General features: G+C 36.0%; 21 protein-coding genes and 1 pseudogene. 14 read left to right on the forward strand and 8 right to left on the reverse strand.

Going from position 1 to position 18673, the window contains the following annotated elements; translation table 11 throughout:
- Positions 1 to 123: 123 nt before the first annotated feature.
- Positions 124 to 1164: a hypothetical protein gene (locus WKH12_RS00095; protein WP_434732325.1), complete on the forward strand. Its 1041-nt coding sequence runs from the start codon at positions 124 to 126 to the stop codon at positions 1162 to 1164.
- A gap of 5 nt (positions 1165 to 1169) precedes the next feature.
- Here the strand turns inward: WKH12_RS00095 and dcd are convergent, their stop codons facing one another.
- Positions 1170 to 1727: a dCTP deaminase gene (gene dcd, locus WKH12_RS00100; protein WP_434732326.1), complete on the reverse strand. Its 558-nt coding sequence runs from the start codon at positions 1725 to 1727 to the stop codon at positions 1170 to 1172.
- Between the two features lie 468 nt (positions 1728 to 2195).
- On the opposite strand from dcd, the gene WKH12_RS00105 reads away from it, so the two are divergent.
- Positions 2196 to 3212 (forward strand): substrate-binding domain-containing protein, encoded by a 1017-nt coding sequence (locus WKH12_RS00105; RefSeq protein ID WP_434732327.1) that lies wholly within the window; start codon positions 2196 to 2198, stop codon positions 3210 to 3212.
- 290 nt (positions 3213 to 3502) lie between these two features.
- Here the strand turns inward: WKH12_RS00105 and WKH12_RS00110 are convergent, their stop codons facing one another.
- On the reverse strand, positions 3503 to 4450 hold the full coding sequence (locus WKH12_RS00110; protein ID WP_434732328.1) for an ankyrin repeat domain-containing protein: 948 nt from the start codon (positions 4448 to 4450) through the stop codon (positions 3503 to 3505).
- A gap of 82 nt (positions 4451 to 4532) precedes the next feature.
- On the opposite strand from WKH12_RS00110, the gene WKH12_RS00115 reads away from it, so the two are divergent.
- Positions 4533 to 4871, forward strand: a complete 339-nt coding sequence (locus WKH12_RS00115; RefSeq protein WP_434732329.1) for a helix-turn-helix domain-containing protein — start codon at positions 4533 to 4535, stop codon at positions 4869 to 4871.
- Here the strand turns inward: WKH12_RS00115 and WKH12_RS00120 are convergent.
- Positions 4862 to 5137, reverse strand: a pseudogene (locus tag WKH12_RS00120) (transposase); the annotation flags it as partial. The gene WKH12_RS00115 and the pseudogene WKH12_RS00120 overlap by 10 nt on opposite strands.
- 84 nt (positions 5138 to 5221) lie before the next feature.
- On the opposite strand from WKH12_RS00120, the gene tnpC (WKH12_RS00125) reads away from it, so the two are divergent.
- Positions 5222 to 6577 carry an IS66 family transposase gene (tnpC, locus tag WKH12_RS00125; RefSeq protein WP_434732010.1) on the forward strand — a complete coding sequence of 452 codons (1356 nt, stop codon included), beginning with the start codon at positions 5222 to 5224 and terminating at the stop codon, positions 6575 to 6577.
- Positions 6578 to 6691: 114 nt separating this feature from the next.
- On the opposite strand, the gene mgtE is transcribed toward tnpC (WKH12_RS00125), so the two are convergent.
- Positions 6692 to 8062: a magnesium transporter gene (mgtE, locus tag WKH12_RS00130; protein ID WP_434732330.1), complete on the reverse strand. Its 1371-nt coding sequence runs from the start codon at positions 8060 to 8062 to the stop codon at positions 6692 to 6694.
- A 154-nt stretch (positions 8063 to 8216) separates the two neighbouring features.
- On the opposite strand from mgtE, the gene prfB reads away from it, so the two are divergent.
- From prfB to WKH12_RS00145, 3 genes are all read left to right on the forward strand, one after another.
- A protein-coding gene (prfB, locus tag WKH12_RS00135) for a peptide chain release factor 2 (protein ID WP_434732331.1) occupies positions 8217 to 9321 on the forward strand; the annotation gives its coding sequence in 2 pieces (ribosomal slippage) (positions 8217 to 8291 and positions 8293 to 9321; 1104 coding nt in all).
- 64 nt (positions 9322 to 9385) lie between these two features.
- Positions 9386 to 9556 (forward strand): hypothetical protein, encoded by a 171-nt coding sequence (locus tag WKH12_RS00140; protein WP_434732332.1) that lies wholly within the window; start codon positions 9386 to 9388, stop codon positions 9554 to 9556.
- 11 nt (positions 9557 to 9567) lie between these two features.
- Positions 9568 to 9921 (forward strand): ankyrin repeat domain-containing protein, encoded by a 354-nt coding sequence (locus WKH12_RS00145; protein ID WP_434732333.1) that lies wholly within the window; start codon positions 9568 to 9570, stop codon positions 9919 to 9921.
- 91 nt (positions 9922 to 10012) lie between these two features.
- Here the strand turns inward: WKH12_RS00145 and ltrA are convergent, their stop codons facing one another.
- Positions 10013 to 11356: a group II intron reverse transcriptase/maturase gene (ltrA, locus tag WKH12_RS00150; RefSeq protein WP_434732173.1), complete on the reverse strand. Its 1344-nt coding sequence runs from the start codon at positions 11354 to 11356 to the stop codon at positions 10013 to 10015.
- 336 nt (positions 11357 to 11692) lie between these two features.
- On the opposite strand from ltrA, the gene WKH12_RS00155 reads away from it, so the two are divergent.
- The 6 genes from WKH12_RS00155 to WKH12_RS00180 are packed head-to-tail and all read left to right on the forward strand — an operon-like array spanning position 11693 to position 15364.
- Positions 11693 to 11965: a hypothetical protein gene (locus tag WKH12_RS00155; protein ID WP_434732334.1), complete on the forward strand. Its 273-nt coding sequence runs from the start codon at positions 11693 to 11695 to the stop codon at positions 11963 to 11965.
- Entirely contained in the window at positions 11935 to 12276 is a 342-nt protein-coding gene (locus WKH12_RS00160; protein WP_434732335.1) for a DciA family protein, read from the forward strand. Before WKH12_RS00155 ends, WKH12_RS00160 begins: the two co-directional genes overlap by 31 nt.
- Before the next feature lie 37 nt (positions 12277 to 12313).
- Positions 12314 to 12628 carry a 50S ribosomal protein L28 gene (rpmB, locus tag WKH12_RS00165; protein ID WP_434732336.1) on the forward strand — a complete coding sequence of 105 codons (315 nt, stop codon included), beginning with the start codon at positions 12314 to 12316 and terminating at the stop codon, positions 12626 to 12628.
- On the forward strand, positions 12621 to 13484 hold the full coding sequence (lipA, locus tag WKH12_RS00170; protein WP_264732375.1) for a lipoyl synthase: 864 nt from the start codon (positions 12621 to 12623) through the stop codon (positions 13482 to 13484). The genes rpmB and lipA overlap by 8 nt, the downstream gene beginning before the upstream one ends.
- A 60-nt stretch (positions 13485 to 13544) precedes the next feature.
- A complete protein-coding gene (gene ubiE / locus WKH12_RS00175; RefSeq protein WP_253308943.1) occupies positions 13545 to 14261 on the forward strand; it encodes a bifunctional demethylmenaquinone methyltransferase/2-methoxy-6-polyprenyl-1,4-benzoquinol methylase UbiE in 717 nt (238 codons plus the stop codon).
- Complete coding sequence (locus tag WKH12_RS00180; RefSeq protein ID WP_434732337.1) at positions 14258 to 15364, forward strand: FtsW/RodA/SpoVE family cell cycle protein; 1107 nt, start codon at positions 14258 to 14260, stop codon at positions 15362 to 15364. The genes ubiE and WKH12_RS00180 overlap by 4 nt, the downstream gene beginning before the upstream one ends.
- Positions 15365 to 15951: 587 nt before the next feature.
- Here the strand turns inward: WKH12_RS00180 and WKH12_RS00185 are convergent.
- Positions 15952 to 16494 carry an ankyrin repeat domain-containing protein gene (locus WKH12_RS00185; protein WP_434732338.1) on the reverse strand — a complete coding sequence of 181 codons (543 nt, stop codon included), beginning with the start codon at positions 16492 to 16494 and terminating at the stop codon, positions 15952 to 15954.
- Entirely contained in the window at positions 16475 to 16699 is a 225-nt protein-coding gene (locus WKH12_RS00190; protein ID WP_264732366.1) for a hypothetical protein, read from the reverse strand. The genes WKH12_RS00185 and WKH12_RS00190 overlap by 20 nt, the downstream gene beginning before the upstream one ends.
- A gap of 135 nt (positions 16700 to 16834) precedes the next feature.
- Here WKH12_RS00190 and tnpC (WKH12_RS00195) point away from each other — a divergent pair, with 135 nt between their 5' ends.
- A complete protein-coding gene (tnpC, locus tag WKH12_RS00195; protein ID WP_434732010.1) occupies positions 16835 to 18190 on the forward strand; it encodes an IS66 family transposase in 1356 nt (451 codons plus the stop codon).
- A gap of 333 nt (positions 18191 to 18523) precedes the next feature.
- Here the strand turns inward: tnpC (WKH12_RS00195) and WKH12_RS00200 are convergent, their stop codons facing one another.
- Complete coding sequence (locus tag WKH12_RS00200; protein ID WP_410529922.1) at positions 18524 to 18670, reverse strand: GIY-YIG nuclease family protein; 147 nt, start codon at positions 18668 to 18670, stop codon at positions 18524 to 18526.
- Positions 18671 to 18673: the final 3 nt, after the last annotated feature.

The raw sequence follows: 18673 nt of genomic DNA on the forward strand, positions 1-18673 counted from the left end.
AGTAAATCATGTAGCTATAATCATTGTAAGCAACAATGAAAAAGTGCGGAAGTAGAAATTTGAGTTGACAAAATAAGAAAAAATATAGTATATTAAAAATATTGATACTAACTTAAACTAATTATGCCAGCAGTAGTAAATACACCAGACAACATACAAAGACCGTCAAAATTAAAAAAAGCAAAAGAAATTCTGCTAGCTCCTGTAAGGTGGCTAATCACAGGTTTATTTGGTTTATTTGTAGTACTTTTTATAATATTTGTTATTCCTCTCCTGGTGTTTTTCTTAATCGCCAAGGTATTGAGTAAGCTATATCTTTTTGCAGGAGGCAAAATGCCGGAATGGTTAGAGCAAGGAACTGAAGCATTTATGGAGGCAGCACGTATCCCACAAACAACGCATGATACTAATGTAAATGATGCAATTAATATTAACGTTCAAAAGCTAAAAGAAAACTATGGCGAGCCTGATGTTGATGATAAGTTTATAGAGGAAATAGAAGGATTTATTGATCAGTTAGAGTGCATAGCAAATGGCACACAAAAAGCTGCAGATAAAGATCAACTTACAGAAGATGAGAAAAAACATGCACTTGAGTGCTTGGAGCGTATAAAAAATAACCCTGGTACACATAGTGGAAGCGGGTTAACATTGAAGCAAGTTTTAAATTTAGCTTGGAAGGCTTGCAACGATCAAACTAGAGCAAATGCTGATCATAATATAGATATTAATACCCGCATATCACAGAGAAAATATCAACTGGTTAAACATTTAGTAGAATCGCAAACAGAATACGGAGTGCATGGTGGTCGTGGTTCAAGTGCATGTTTTACTGGTGCCTTCAACAGTATTGTCTCTTCCTTGTACACTTTTGAAGAGTTTTCCTTCTTGCAAAAAGCAGATAAGAATACTATAAAGCAGGAATTTGAAAATGAGCTGCAAAAAAAGGGAGAAGAACTATTTAATCAGCTTTCCAATGATAAAGAAAAAAAAGAAGTTGCAGAAGCTTTAAGTAATCCTTCTACAAATTTCTTTTCAAGCTATGTAGAGTCATTTAAAAACCACTCTGCACGTGCAGTTTTAGGTGATAAAGAATGCGACAAATTAGTTAAAACTCATCTTAGTAATCTTCAGTACAATAGCACAATATCTTGCTTTACCTAAAGTAATCACTTTACCAGCGGCAAAGTGATACCATGCTGATTCATATATTTTCCTTTCATATCATCATATGATTTTTCACACTCACTTTCGCCGCTTAAAAATACGAATTGGCATGCGCCTTCATTAGCGTAAATTTTTGCAGGAAGTGGGGTGGTGTTTGAGAATTCGAGTGTGACATGACCTTCCCATCCAGGTTCTAAGGGAGTAACGTTTACTATAATTCCACACCTTGCGTAAGTTGATTTACCAACACAAATGACCAGTACATTTCTTGGTATACGAAAATATTCCACTGTGCTTGCAAGCACAAAGCTATTTGGTGGAATTATGCATACGTCTGTTTCTTTATCTATAAAACTATTCTCAGAGAAATTTTTAGGGTCCACGATGGCTGAATTAACGTTAGTAAAAATTTTAAATTTATTATCCACTCTTGCATCATACCCATAAGACGATAGTCCGAAAGATATAACACCTTTGCTGCTTTTGTGATCCACAAAAGGCTCTATCATTCCAAAATTTTCAGCTTTTTCTCTGATCCATTTATCTGGCATAATTGCCATAATTGCCCCTTAAAGTTGTGTAATACTTACAATAATATAAAATAAAATTTAAATGTAAACTGTAGCTTTTGTCATGCAAGTAGCTTGTATCAAATCACAATGTTCGTACAGTTATGCGCATGGCGCTGGGATGACAATGGATTATTAACTAACAAATTGTACTTCGTCACATGGTAAACGATGTCATTCCAGTGCTTGACACTGGAATCCAGAAAACTTAACTTTACACCAGGTAATAAGAACTGGATCCCAGTGTCTGGGAACTGGGATGACATCCTCCTAGTGAAAATTGCTCTCAAATCACAATGTTCGTACAGTAAGCTGCTTGCAGACACCATTGTTACAATGTTCATGCAATTGAAATAGCGGTCAATTGGATTAGCTATAGGTCAATCACAAGAGAAAATTAAAGCTTTTCAGTTTGATTTTTTGTTACAATAATTAGATTTATGTTCTTAGCTAAAAACAATGTTTAGAAAATTTCTCCTGATTTTTGTATTCGTATTATTCACGCCGCTGTCAAATGCTGATGCCAGGAAATACATCAGAATTGTTGGATCTTCAACCGTTTTTCCTTTTATCTCATTTGTAGCCGAGGAGTTCAATCGTGTATTCTCTTTTAAGACTCCAGTTGTGGAATCGATAGGAAGTGGATCAGGGTTCAAAATGTTTTGCTCAGGAATAGGGGAAGACACGCCAGACATCACCACTTCATCTCGCCCTATGAAGGAAGTAGAAAGAGAACTATGTAAAAGAAATAAAATTAATGAAGTGATAGAGATCATCATTGGCTATGATGGAATTGTCATTGCAAATTCAAATCAAAGCCATAGATTTGATTTCACAAAGAAGAACTTATTTGAAACTTTATCTGCATATTCTCAAGAAAATGATAAATTAGTAAAAAATAATAAGAAGTTTTGGTCTGATGTAAATCAAGCCTTACCAAAAACAGAAATTGAAATTTATGGTCCACATCAAAATACAGGCACATACGAAACTTTGGTTAATTCTATTATGTTCAATCAATATTCATGCATGAACTCGAGAATTTTCAAAGAGAATTATAAAGATCAGGAAGAAAGAAAGAAAGCATGTGGTAATATAAGGGATGACGGAAGGTATATAGAAGTTGGAATTAATGAAAACATAATAATACAAAAATTGAAAAGTAACAAGAACGCTTTAGGGATATTTAGTTTTAGCTTTTTAATGAGGAATCAAGATAAAATACAAGGGAGCACAATTGCAGGAATTGAGCCAACTTACGAAAATATATCATCGGGAAAATATATATTAGCAAGACCTCTATACCTTTATATAAAGAAAGAACACCTGGATACTGTTGATGGATTAAGAGAATTCATAAAAGAAATTATAGATTCGATCGGCATTGAAGATGGGTACCTATCTAGGCTTGGTCTAATCCCACTTTCAAGTGAAGACATGAAAAAAGCTTCAGCAAAAGTTTATGATATAAAGTGACGGCAACACTTCTTGTATCCGTTCAGGATAGCGGCAAGGTAGTATAACCATAGAGTAAAAGTGAGTTTACAACAAATGGTGTCATGCAAGTAGCTGACACTGGAATCTAATTTCACTTTATGATGGTGTCATTCCAGTGCTTGACACTGGAATCCAGGAAACTTAACTTTACACCAGGTAATAAAAACTGGATCCCAGTGTCTGGGCACTGGGATGACACCCTCCTGGTAGCACAACGTTCGTACAGTTGTGTGTCAGCTACTCGGATGACAGTAGATAATGTAAGAAGTCTATTGATTCAATAACTGCTCGTTTTTGTCAAATACCTTGTCTACACTTGGATTTTCCACTTTCTCACGAACCTTAGCAATACCAGCACCCATTAATATAACTGCTGCCAAAACTGTTAAAGCCAGTGCAACTGCAGGATACGCTAGCACATAGGCTGCAACAGCACCAGCTACGCATAGTCCAGTAACACCTAGAGCAATCTTCCCTTTGTGTTCACTCCAGAAGGTTGTATCGTTTTTTTCTGGGGTTGTGTTGTCAGTAGTAGATTGAGTATTTGCGTTGCCACCATTTACTGGGGTTTGTCCGCCAGTAGACTTCGCACCTTTTTGTCCCTTTTCTTTTGAAGGAGCCTTTAGAGTATTGATTATCTCTTCCATGTCTTCTTTCTTTATCCTTGGATCGGGTTGATGGAACTCAGCCCACTTTAATAGAGACATTCCATTTGCCTGTATGTTAACATTAGCCCCTGCTTCTTTTAGAGCCTTGAATACCCTTAAATTGCCACGCTCAACAGCCTTAACTATTGTATTATTTACATTTTCATCCGCTGCGCTAACATGAGCGTCTACTTTTCCTATTAGAAGATCTACTAGCTCTTTATGTTTAGGATCGCCATATTCCTTTTCAATAGCAATAATCAATGGAGTCAATCCATCTACACCCACTGCATTAACATCAGCCCCTACTTTTATTAGAAAATTTGCCACCTTTGAATCTTCACGGTTAAAAGCAGCTGTTAATAATGTGTGTTTAGATTCTACTCCGTTATTAACAGTAGTAAACACATGATCAAAACTAAATTTCCCTTTTTCCCACTCTTTATATGCATCTGAATCTGGTGATAATTGACTTTTTATTGCTTCAATTACGTTATCTTGATTCAGACTGCTGTTAGCACTTGCGGACTTTAATGCTTTGTATATTGTTGAAAACTGTTCATACTCCATATTTTATACCAATTCCTAAAAATAAATAGAGGAATAAAGAAAAATTTCTAAAATAGAATAATTTAAGAATTAGTGGGGAGTTATGGCAGGAAAAAGTAAAGCAATAGGAGAAGAATTATATAATAAGTGTAACCTGGAATTAAAGAAGCACGGCATAAGAGGAGAGATAGGAAGAAGATTACAGGCAATAATATCTGCAAAAGAATATGGAATAACAAAAGTTGCTCAAATATACCGAATTACTAGAACTACATTGATGAAGTGGATTACAAGATTTAAGGAAGGAGGAGTCAATGCGTTTAAAATACAACCAGGACGTGGAGTAAAGCCGAAGTTGAGCTACAAGCAGCAAGAAGAAATTAAAAATGTCATAGCAGAAGAAGGAGCCAACCTAACGGCTAATACCAAATCTCATAAATAAGTAGGCAAATAACTCACAGAACAAATGGTTTTGATCGAACTTTCCGTAATATTACGAATGAATGCACATACAGTATCCTCCAATAAACTAACAGAGTCATATATTCTATTTTTAATGAGATTGTCTTTCAAATATTGCCATAAACGCTCTACTGGATTTAACTCTGGTGAATATGGAGGTAAATAGATTAAGGTAATATTTTGTGGTATTTTTAAACCTTTGGATCTATGCCATCCTGCACAATCCACAACAAGAAATGCCTCCCTTGGTAACCGTTCACGGAGATAAGGTGGTTTACAAAGTAAGTATAAAAGTGTAAAGAGATAGGAAGCTAAATATGGAATGGGTAAATGACAACAGTGCTGCAAGAAAAGGTTGTAGCAGAAAACGCTAATCTCAAGGAAGAAATAAAAGCACTGATCAGAGAAAATGATAGCTTGAAAGCAAAAATAGTTGAATTAGAAGACAAATTGGGCTTAAATTCGCAAAATTCATCGCTGCCACCATCACGAGATATATATCGTAAGAAAGCAAAAAAGAAAAGTGATAAAAAACCAGGAGGTCAGCCAGGACATAAGGTGCATAAGCGTGAATTAATGGCTGCAGACGAGGTAGTGAGATGCACAATTGATACAATTTGTATGTGTGGAGGTAAGATTACTTTAGAAGATGAAATTATTCATCAGAAGGCAGAGTTGCCAGAAATTAAGCCAATTGTAACTGAGTACAGGTTGCAAAGAGGACATTGTAGAGTATGTAATAAAAGAATTACAGCAAATTTACCCGAAGGTGTTGCAAGAGATTTTCTAGGACCCAATGCTAAAACAGTTATAAGCAGCCTTAGCGGCTTTTTTATTAACTCAAAAAGAGAGGTACAGCAAATTTTGGGCAGTATTTTTAATCTAAATATAAGCCTTGGTTTAGTCTCAAATACTGAACGCAGGGTATCGAAGAAGTGTGCATCTGAATATGAGAAAATGAAGGAAGAGTTGCAAGGAAGCGAGTATTTGCATATAGACGAAACAGGGCACAGAAATCAAGGAAAGAGAGGCTGGAGTTGGGTAATAACAAACAAAGCGTTGACACTTCTGAAGGTAAGCGAGTCTCGTGGTAAGAAGGTGTTGAAGAGTTTACTGCCAGAATATGATGGTATATTTGTGAGCGATAGATACGCTGTATACAATTACTTCAATCGTGAAAATAGACAGATATGTTGGGCACATCTGGCAAGAGATTTTGAGAGATTTGCCCATAGTAAAAATGTTGAAGTGAGCAAAATTGGCCAAGCACTAAAATCGCTCAGCAATAAGGTGTTTGTAGTAGATAAGGCAAAAAAACAAAATTTGATAGATAATTTGAGATTTTATCGACTGGTGCGAAAAATTCGGAAAAGGGTAAAACATTTTTTACGTAAAATGACGAGGGTTGCAAATAGCACTCAAGCTTCAAGAATGGCCGCTAAGATGTTACGATCTGAGGATATGATGTGGAAGTTTTTAAGAAAACCTGAAGTGATAGAAACAACTAATAACCTTGCAGAACGGCAAATTAGACGGTACGTAATTTATCGTAAAAACAGCTTTTTCACCTGGTCAGAACGTGGAGAAAGATTCGTGGAAAGAATGTTGTCGATATTTTTGACATCACGTCTAAATGGCCAGAACCCCTTTCAAAAGCTACAGAATCTAGTAGCTGTCACTGCTTAGTTCTTTAATTCATTCTCACAATCCGTGAACGGTTACGTACAGTTTACCTTTAAAAATGAATGTTCGTACAGCTATGGAATAAATCGCGGTATGACGTGTTAGCTATAGATAGTATCAGCTGTTTAATAAAAAGATCGTAGCTAAACCAAGAAACATAAGAGCTGAGAGAATATCAGTTGTTGCCGATGTTAGGATTGAAGAAGAAACTGCAGGGTCAGACTTTAAACGGTGAAGCATTATAGGAATGAAAGCTCCGATGAACGTTGCAATAATTGACATCATAATCATGGAGACCACAAAAATCATCTCCACTTTGAAATTGTGAAATCTTATTGCTAATACTACGAGTGAAATGGTAGATAAAATTACCCCGTTTATAAGACCTATTAAAAATTCTTTCATCAGTACTCTTTTTGCATTTTGCTCAGTTAGATATTTTGTTGCGATTGCCCGGATGGTTAGCGTTACTGTTTGGGATCCTGCATTTCCGCTCATTGATGCAATTATCGGCATGATTATTGGCAGTACTATAAAACTTTTTATTACATCATCGAAAAAGCCAACTACTATGGAACACATTGTTGCAGCTAAGAGGTTAAACAGTAACCAAGGTAGCCTTTTAATTATAGTTTTATGTATAGGGGCATTTATATCGGCTTTAGAAGATACACCGCTTATTTTGAGTACATCCTCTTCTGTTTCTTGTTGAACAACTTTTATCACATCTTCAATTAAGATCACACCAATAATTTTACCATTCTTATTTACTACCGGAGCCGATAATAGAGAGTAATCTTTAAATATTCTTGCTACTTCCTCTTGGTCTACTCCAGTTTTAATGATTTTTATGTCATGATCCATTATCTCTTTTATTATTGTGTCTCCTGAGTGAGATATTACCTTATTTAAATTAACACTGCCTATAGGCTCTAATTTTGAGTTGATAATGAATATCTGGTGAAATCTTTCTGGTATTTTTTTATAGTTGCGCAAGAATTCCATTAGCTGATTTATCGTCCAATAATATGGAGCTATAACCATATTTTTATGTATCAACCTTCCTGCACTTTCTTCTGGGTATGATAACAATTCCTCTACTAATTTTTGAGTTGCATTGGGTAAGTAGTTAAGTATGTTTTCTATAGACTTTCTATCCAAATCTTTCACTATGGTTACTATATCTTCTACATCAAGGAGCATTAGTAACTTTGCTGTATTTTCTATTCCCAATGTTTCTATGATCTCTCTTTGTAAATCTGGCACTACATGCACTAGGGCATCACTTAACAAATGTTGATCGAGGATATTAACTAATTTCTCCCTGTGATCACTGATTGAAGTAGATAAAAAATAAGCTAACTGAACGCTATCTATCGTTTTTACAATATTACAAACATTTTCTAGCTCCTCGTTATCAAGTGACTCTATTAAGTCATCAATAGCCTTTTTGTCTAAACCATAATGAGAACTTATTTTAATATTCATTACTTTACCTTGTTTTTTAATAAATATACACACTTGATTTCCTTAAACATTAAAGTATAATGAAATTATTTTGAATTAACTATCATATGGTTAAATTTCTATTTTGTTTGCTGTTATTGTTAATAATAGTAAATATATTAAAATCTAAAGTATAATGAAAACTTATTCAGAAATTTTCGAATACTTTCAAGGCTTAAATAAAAGTATTTCTCTTATCAGGAGGTGTCTTTGACATAGAAAAATTAAAGTTGCGTCTTGAAGAGCTGGATTCCCAAGCGTCGAATGATAATCTGTGGCAAGACAATCGAAAGGCACAAGAAATTTTAAAAGAACGTTCTAAAATTAATAATGACGTAGAGTTGTTTTTAAAGTTGGAAAGCGATTACAACGATGCCATTAGCTTAATGAAGTCTGCTATTGATGAGAATGATGAAGAATTTTTCTCTGAAGTTGAAAGTGAATTAGCTAAGCTAGAGAAATTAATCAAACTTAAAGAGACAGAATCCTTATTTACTGGTGAAGCAGATAACAATAACTGCTTTTTAGAAATCCACTCAGGAGCTGGTGGAACAGAGAGCAATGATTGGGCTGAAATGCTGATGCGCATGTATGTAAGATGGGCAGAAATTTATCACAACTTTAAAGTTGAAGTTGTAGAAAAATTAGAAGGAGAGTCGGTTGGTATAAAGTCTGCAATGATAAAAATCGTTGGAGAAAAAGCTTATGGGTGGGCAAAAAGTGAAAGTGGAATTCACAGGCTGGTTAGAATATCGCCGTTTGATGCAAATGGTAAACGTCATACCAGTTTTGCAAGTGTAGGAGTAACTCCAGTGATAGAAGATTCAATTGATATTGCTGTGGATGAAAAGGATCTAAAGATCGACACCTACCGTGCTTCCGGAGCAGGCGGTCAGCACGTGAACAAGACTGAAAGTGCGGTACGCATTACGCATATTCCAACTGGTGTTGTAGTTCAATGCCAAAATGGTCGTTCTCAACACAGAAATAAGGATGAGGCATTAAAATTACTTAAAGGACGTTTGTACCAAATTGAACTGGAAAAAAAAGAACAAAAGATGGCTGAAGAATATGGTAAAAAATGCGATATAGGCTGGGGCAATCAGATCAGATCGTACGTTATCCATCCATATCAAATGGTGAAGGATTTAAGAACTGGACATGAAGTGGGTAATATAAATTCTGTTTTTGATGGTAATATAGATTGTTTCATAGTTAGTGTGCTTACTAAGCAAAATTAGGTAGGGTTGACTTTCTTGTCATAATATATGATAATTAAAATATTGTTAAAGTAGGAGTAAAGTTATGACAATTGAACACGAGCAGTGGGAAAGAATGCTAAGTGCAATTGATGCTGACAAAAATTTAAGTAAAGATAACGTAATTGGGAAGATAAAAGAGAAATTATCACAATATTCAGATGAATATAAAGAGTGGGAAGGAGCTGGTTTTGGTGTAAACCACTATTTGCAGTAGAATATGGATTATTGCATTTAGCTATCCACAATAATTTAGAAAATGTGGTGAATGCTCTATTGGGAGTAGAAGGAATCAATGCTAATGCAAAAAATGGATATGGAGACACTCCTTTATGTAAGGCTGCTCGCCGTGGCTGCACTAAAACAATAAGAGCTCTAATAGACAACGGAGCAGATGTTAATGAAAAAGATAATCATGAATGTACTCCTTTGCATTTGGCTTGTGAAAATGGTCAAACAGAAGTAGTAAATCTCCTATTGAAAAGAGAAGATATAGATGTTAATGCAATAAGTAAAGATGGGTATACTCCTTTACATGTAGGGTCGAGAACTGGCGCGCCTACTTTAGGGTTTGGTGGCTGATCCATTGTTTTCACAATAGGCCTCAATCCAAATTCCCATGTTAACGTTTCCAGCTCCCGCCTCGTCAAACGCAGCATGCGGTTTTCCCGCACTACGCTTTCCTAGCAGATTCTTTACCAAAGTTTATCACATATTGTACTGGTGATGCTTTCGGTTTGTAATACCTTATTCTGTAGTCTGAATATAGACCCAGCGTTTTGTATATCCATTCGCTACTCCACTTCTTCCACCCAAACCCTTTCTTTGCTTTCCTGGCTCGCATTAAGTTGCGTCTTACCTTCTTTTCCACCCAATGTTTTACGTAATTGAACTTTCGACCAGAGTTCCCTATCCTAAAGTAGTTTACCCACCCTCTCAATATCGGATTGATGTCATGTATCACTCTTTTTATCGGTTGCGATTTATAGCGCCGAAATATTTCCTTCAACTTGCGTAGCAGGTTTGTTCGTGCTTTCATCTGCGGTGTTTTCCTGACATTCCATTTTCCTTGTCTTGTGATATTCTCTTGAAAATCAAACCCTAGGAAGCTAAATGTTTCTCCTTTCTTTAGGTTGATGACTTTTGTCTTTTCTTCATTTACGCTCACTTCTAGTTTTGCTAATTCTTCTTCCAACCTTCTGTATACTGCTCTTTCTAGCCATTCCCGTTTCGGGTGTTCACTAATCAGTATCACTAAATCGTCTGCCCATCTGGCATATTCCATACGTTGGTACTTTCCTTCTTTGGTCACCTCTTTTGCTTTCTCCAACATTTTATCTACCTCATTTAGGTATATATTGCTTAGTAGTGGCGAAAGTGGTGATCCTTGTGCTATTCCTCGTTTTCCTCCTGTTTTGAGGATTAGCTTAATCATGCGCATGATTTCTTTGTCATTTATTCTTTTGGCAATCTTTTCCATCAGAATATGATGTCGCACATTGTCGAAGTAGGATTTCAGATCTACGTCAATTACTTTTGTATTGCCTTTGATTGCTGCTTCCGTTACTTTTTGTACTGCTTCATGCGCATTACGCTTAGGTCTATACCCGTATGATCCTTTTTGGAAGTCTGATTCGAATATCGGTTCAAGTATTAGCTTCAGTGCTGTTTGCACTATTCTATCCCGGATGCAGGGTATGTTCAACTTTCTGAATTTTCCTCCAGATTTTGGTATTTCCTTCCTCCGGTTCCTATTTGGGCTATAGGTCTTGGTTATTAGTTCGTGTCTTATTTGTTGAAGATACTTTTCTAAGCCTTCTGCCTCTATCGATTCGAATGTCATCCCATCTATTCCTGGTGCCCCATTACTCTTCTTTGTTAGCTTATATGCTTCTTCCAGTGTCTCCATCTTACAGACGTGAACATAGATTCCCCAGAATCGCCATTCCGGTTCTGCTTTCGCTTTGATATATATCTTTCTTCTCAGGTCTTGTAATTTTATTGGCATTTTTATCATTTTTACCTTTACCTTCCTTTTGTTAAAAGATTTCTACTAGCAGGGTGCCTTTGCTCCATGAGCGTTACCTCACTTCTTCACTACTACGCACCCATCTGCCACCCTCTCATCTTCAGTTCACTTCCTGTTTTCCAGTTATAGAACCTACCTCTCCAAGGTATTTCTCCTTGGGATGAGGAGGGCTTCTCCAGTTGCTTTGTATGTCCTCATTGCCATGCCGTTACTAACACCCCGCTGAAGTAGACCTATCGTTTCATTCGTTTTTCGTCTGGTCTATTCTGTCTTCGCCAGTACCAAGATGGCTCGACCTTCAGAATATTCCTTTCGAGGCAATCTGTGTATTCGCTTTCGCTACGGCCTGGTAATTCGCCATTATCCTACGATAATGTTGTCGGTAGGCTTCAACATTTTGGTTTCCCTCCATGCTGCTACCCAAGCTACAGGATTCCGACTTTTATCCTGGTAGGTCTATCTCCTACTGAACAATACTTGCCTTCTCTGGACGCACTTGGCACTGAGGAAATCCAATGTAGTAGTAAACCTTACTTATTTAGTTATACTAGAAACAAAACAGAAAAATGCTCAAACGTAGCGGTCCAAAAAAAATAAAGTCTATAATTGAAAATTACGCATTAAAATGCATGAAAAATAAGATTAGCAAAAATGAAATACGTCTGATTTTAAACTGGCGAAATATAGTAGGGAAAGAAATAGCAGAGTGTACAAAACCGAAAAAGATCTCATATGCACAGAATGTAAATTCGGGTGTATTGCATCTAGTAGTAACAAATGGCAGTAAAGCATTAGAAATTCAGCATATGATTTCTATTATAATAGAAAAAATTACGATATTTTTTGGCTACAAAGCAGTATATGGTATAAAAATTAAGCAAGAGAGTATTGACTATTTGACTATATAAGGTAATCTAAGTACATAGAATAATTTGGTATATTGAAGTGAGTAGAGTTTGTGAATTAACAAATAGAAAAAAATCTTTTGGTAATAAGGTATCACATTCGAATCGTAAAACAAAGCGTACCTTTCTTTTAAATTTACATAAGGTTACGTTGACAAGTGATATATTGAATAAAAAGTTTAGATTTCGTGTGGCAACAAGAACTTTGAGAACTATAGATTACAAAGGTGATTTAGATGCTTTTTTGCTCAACACAAGAACGATTAAACTAAGTGAAAAAGCGCAGAAGATAAAAAGAAGGTTGAAAAAATTTTTAGTAAAGCAAGAGGTAGAGTTAGCCGTTTCAGATGCATAGCAAACCTCAATGGCTCAGAGCAAAAGCTCCGACCGGTGAAGTATTCAATGAAACTTTAAACATCGTTAAACTGCATAACTTACATACGGTATGTGAAGAAGCTGCATGTCCAAATATTGGTGAATGTTGGAATAAACGTCATGCTACTGTGATGATTCTTGGTTCTGTTTGTACTCGTGCTTGTGCATTTTGCAACGTTGCAACTGGCATTCCTGATAAACTAGACCCTCATGAGCCAGAAAATTTAGCAAAAGCGATAAAAAAGTTAAACTTAAAACATGTTGTCATTACCTCTGTTGATCGTGATGATTTACCAGATGGTGGCGCAAATCAGTTTATACAGTGCATAGAAGAAATTAGAAAGATAACTTCAGAAACAACAATAGAGATTTTAACTCCTGATTTTTTAAATAAGAAAGGAGCATTTGAAGCAATTGCTGTTGCATCACCTGATGTCTATAACCACAATATTGAAACAGTGCCGAGATTGTATGCAAAAATAAGACCACGAGCTCGCTATTTTCATTCACTATATTTGTTGAAGATGGTAAAGCAGATTAATCCTAAAGTTTTCACAAAGTCAGGGCTTATGGTTGGTCTTGGAGAAACAAAAGAGGAAATACTTCAGGTTATGGACGATTTGCGCAGTGCTGAGGTTGATTTTATTACAATTGGTCAATATCTACAACCAACTCCAAAACATGCAAAACTTGATAGGTATGTTACCCCAGAGGAATTTGAGCATTATAAATACGTTGCTTACTCCAAAGGTTTCTTAGTGGTTGCATCAAGCCCACTAACTCGGTCATCATACCACGCTGAAGAAGATTTCAACAGGCTCAAGGCCTGTCGTTGACATTTGTGTTAATTCAAATTAATTTTTACTAATTATAAAGGAGTTGAGCGACTTTACGTAATGTCTACTATAAAAATCGAGAAGAAATCACAATTAGTTAAAGAGGTATTCGATTCCGTGGCAAGTCGCTACGACACCATGAATGATATAATGAGCCTCGGAATGCACAGATTATGGAAAGATAAGATGGTAAATAGTGTGCATTTTACAAAAAACTCTAAGATTTTAGATATTGCTGGAGGAACTGGAGATATAGCAATAAGAATAGTAAGAAAAGAGCCAAGTGCTAAGGTTACAGTATGTGACATAAATCAAAATATGCTAAGCAGAGGACGTGATAAAGCTATAAATTCAAACCAAATTAATTTTGATTGGGTATGTGCGAATGCAGAAAGTTTACCATTTGAAGACTCCGAATTTGATTATTGCACAATAGCTTTTGGCATTCGAAATGTTTCTGACCGCAAGAAGGCTTTAAATGAGGCGCACAGGGTATTAAAACCACATGGAAAATTTATCTGCTTAGAATTTGCCCCTATGCACTATCAAAATGAGATATTTACCAAACTTTATGACTTATATTCATTTAAAGTAATTCCTAAAATTGGCAGCATAGTTGCTAAAGACAGGAGTTCTTATGAATATTTAGTGAAGAGCATTAGAGAGTTTCCAACTCAGGCTGATTTTAAAATGGAAATTGAAGAGGTAGGCTTTAAGAATGTTGAGTTTCATAATATGAGCTATGGAATAGTGGCATTACACATTGGAACAAAATGAATATTAAATTCTGGTATAGAACGCTGGATTATTATCTCATCCTTCCAGTGTTTTTTTTGCTCACTATAAGCTTCATTCTTGTTTATTCAGCAAGCCCTGTAATTGCGCAGCGTCTTTCTTTACCACAAGATTATTTTATACGGCGCCATACAATTTATATAGTCCTGTCACTAATTACCCTGGTGACATTTTCTTTTCTCAACACAAGAACTATACTTAACCTCTCATTCGCAGGTTTCATTTTATTTACTATTTTAGTGGCAGCTGCGATAATACTTGGTATAGAGGTAAAAGGTGCGAAACGATGGTTACATATTGTCAAAATTTCAGTTCAACCATCTGAGTTCGTAAGGCCATTTTTTTCTGTTGTTATAGCTAGTATCTTAGCCAGCGGAATGAAGTTTAAAATGCACATATCAATCATAATATTTCTGTTAGTTTTTGTGTTGTTACTTTTGCAACCTGATTTCAGTATGTCCATGCTTTTAACATATTCTTTTATTGGTCAAATGTTTATTGCATGTATACCACTTTTATACTTTCTATGCATAATAGGAATGGCCACAACTGGAACTACAATAGCTTACTTATGCCTCCCACATATAAAGCAAAGGATTTACAATTTTGTCTTTTTTACGCAACGCGATAACTTTCAAGTCACAAAATCATTAGAAGCATTCAAAAGAGGTCAATTAACTGGAGTTGGACCTGGTGAAGGTAGCGTAAAAACCTCTCTTCCTGATTGTCATACAGATTTTGTGTTTTCTGTTTTAGCAGAAGAATTTGGTTTGATTACGTGCTTAGCCACATTGATGTTATTTGGCATCATTTCCGCCCGCTTGCTTTACGTTGCATATAGAGAAAATGAATTATTCAATCTATTGGTGATTCTTGGTATCTCAATTCAATTCATCACACAATTCATAATAAACACAGGGGTAACATTGAGTGTTTTTCCCACCACCGGCATAACCCTGCCACTACTTAGCTATGGTGGTTCTTCTCTTTTATCTTCGAGCATCGCACTTGGCATAATGCTGTCTTTCAGTAGAAATCAAGCTATCGCATTAAAGTTTCGTGAGCGTATTATGCTTGTGGGCTAGTGGTCACCCGCTCACAACTATTATTGGTATCCCTCCAAAATGGGTATCTGTTCAGATGAGTGGCAAGAGATATTATGAAATCTGAAAGAGTTATGCATAGCTGTACGAACATTCATTTTTGAAGGTAAATTGCACAGCAAATGGTGTCATTCCAGTCTGGAATCCAGAAATTTTGCTTATAACTGAGCTGATGAGCTAAAGGTAGTTGTCTTACGCTAAAACAAACGTTTTTAATTAAGTTGCATAGAAGCTGGATCCCAGTGTCTGGGCACTGCCCACTGGTGGCCCAAACTACAACGTTCGTACAGTTGTGCGTGGCGCTAACACGTAGCGGGATGACAGCAGTCCTACGTCATACCGTCACGGTATCTCTAGATCCCGCTAACACGTAGCGGGATGAAGGTTGTCAGGGTGTCATCCAAGTAGCCTCTTTCTTGTCATCCCAGTGCCCAGACACTGGGATCCAGCAGATCAAGCTTCCTGCTCATTCCCAGTTATGCCTTGTTCTTCTTCCACTTCTTGTAAAGGAGTAATACCTTTTGTTTTTTCTAGATGATCAGCCTTTGCATTAACATTTGCCCTATTTGCTATAAGAATTTTGCTATCTTTGTATGACCTTGTTCACCAGCACAATGTAGAGGAGTATATCCTTTAAATTCTGCTACATTAGCCTTTGCATCAACCTTCGCCCCGTTTTTTACTAGAATTTCTACTATCTCTGTATGGCCCTTTATAGCAGCGCAATGTAAAGGAGTCATCCCTTTGTATTCTACATCAACACTTGCATCATTTTCTATTAGAAGGTTTACTATTTTTTCATAGCCACATAAAGCAGCTAAATGCAATAACGTAAATCGATTATATGCTATTAGTATATCATCTTTAATTTTAAATAGGTAATCTACATCAAAACCAGCTTCTTCCCATTTCTTATATTCTTCTGGATATTTCTTTAATTCCTCTTTTATTTTGTCAATTAGCTTTCCTAGATTAAAAGGATCAACTGTAAGGCGTTTCTTTATGGCCTCCTGAACCATTAATTTAATCTTTGCCGGAAGAGCTGGAATTTCTTTTTCAATAACATTTTTTAAGAATTTTATAGTGTAAGTTTTATTTCCAGATGTTTTCATCATCCTCTACTTCTTCTTCACCTTCAGAGAGGCGATCGTCAGCTATTTGGGATAGCTCTACATCTTCTTCGAACTCTTCTTCCACTAAATCTACTAAGACTTCAGGGATAGTTTTATTTTGAATCTCTGCCATTTCTGTAAGATACTGAGCCAATTTACTGTCAAAACTTACATTAACATTGAGCTTTTTTTGACTGTGAGCCATATATTAACCAAAAAATACTACTATAAACTATAACATTTTTACTTAATTTTGTCGTAACCGTTCACGGAGATAAGGTGGTTTACAAAGTAAGTATAAAAGTGTAAAGAGATAGGAAGCTAAATATGGAATGGGTAAATGACAACAGTGCTGCAAGAAAAGGTTGTAGCAGAAAACGCTAATCTCAAGGAAGAAATAAAAGCACTGATCAGAGAAAATGATAGCTTGAAAGCAAAAATAGTTGAATTAGAAGACAAATTGGGCTTAAATTCGCAAAATTCATCGCTGCCACCATCACGAGATATATATCGTAAGAAAGCAAAAAAGAAAAGTGATAAAAAACCAGGAGGTCAGCCAGGACATAAGGTGCATAAGCGTGAATTAATGGCTGCAGACGAGGTAGTGAGATGCACAATTGATACAATTTGTATGTGTGGAGGTAAGATTACTTTAGAAGATGAAATTATTCATCAGAAGGCAGAGTTGCCAGAAATTAAGCCAATTGTAACTGAGTACAGGTTGCAAAGAGGACATTGTAGAGTATGTAATAAAAGAATTACAGCAAATTTACCCGAAGGTGTTGCAAGAGATTTTCTAGGACCCAATGCTAAAACAGTTATAAGCAGCCTTAGCGGCTTTTTTATTAACTCAAAAAGAGAGGTACAGCAAATTTTGGGCAGTATTTTTAATCTAAATATAAGCCTTGGTTTAGTCTCAAATACTGAACGCAGGGTATCGAAGAAGTGTGCATCTGAATATGAGAAAATGAAGGAAGAGTTGCAAGGAAGCGAGTATTTGCATATAGACGAAACAGGGCACAGAAATCAAGGAAAGAGAGGCTGGAGTTGGGTAATAACAAACAAAGCGTTGACACTTCTGAAGGTAAGCGAGTCTCGTGGTAAGAAGGTGTTGAAGAGTTTACTGCCAGAATATGATGGTATATTTGTGAGCGATAGATACGCTGTATACAATTACTTCAATCGTGAAAATAGACAGATATGTTGGGCACATCTGGCAAGAGATTTTGAGAGATTTGCCCATAGTAAAAATGTTGAAGTGAGCAAAATTGGCCAAGCACTAAAATCGCTCAGCAATAAGGTGTTTGTAGTAGATAAGGCAAAAAAACAAAATTTGATAGATAATTTGAGATTTTATCGACTGGTGCGAAAAATTCGGAAAAGGGTAAAACATTTTTTACGTAAAATGACGAGGGTTGCAAATAGCACTCAAGCTTCAAGAATGGCCGCTAAGATGTTACGATCTGAGGATATGATGTGGAAGTTTTTAAGAAAACCTGAAGTGATAGAAACAACTAATAACCTTGCAGAACGGCAAATTAGACGGTACGTAATTTATCGTAAAAACAGCTTTTTCACCTGGTCAGAACGTGGAGAAAGATTCGTGGAAAGAATGTTGTCGATATTTTTGACATCACGTCTAAATGGCCAGAACCCCTTTCAAAAGCTACAGAATCTAGTAGCTGTCACTGCTTAGTTCTTTAATTCATTCTCACAATCCGTGAACGGTTACAATCATTGTAGCAAACTCTTCAAAAAGAGCACCTCTTTAGGTGTTCTTTTTTTTATATTATACTATATAAATAAGTACGTCATACCGTGCAAACTGTATGAACGTTGTCATCCCAGCTCCTACTTGTGTCATCCCAGTGCGTGACACTGGGATCTCATTTCGTGATTTCATAATATAAATTATACCAATTTGGGTTTTTTCTTGCAACTAAATCGACTTTCCATTCTCTTTTCCAACTTTTTAAAAGTTTTTCTCTATTAAGAGCCGAATCTACATCTTGAAATTCCTCGAAATAAACTAATTTATGCACATTATATTTCGATGTAAACAGGGAATAACCTTGTTCTTATGCTCCCAAATTCGTTTAATTAAATTCGACGTAACACCTATATATAGAGCCTTATTGTGTCTACTTGCAAGTATATAAATATAATAGTTTTTCATAAA

The organism is Wolbachia endosymbiont of Zygogramma bicolorata, from assembly GCF_051130665.1.
Lineage (GTDB): Bacteria > Pseudomonadota > Alphaproteobacteria > Rickettsiales > Anaplasmataceae > Wolbachia.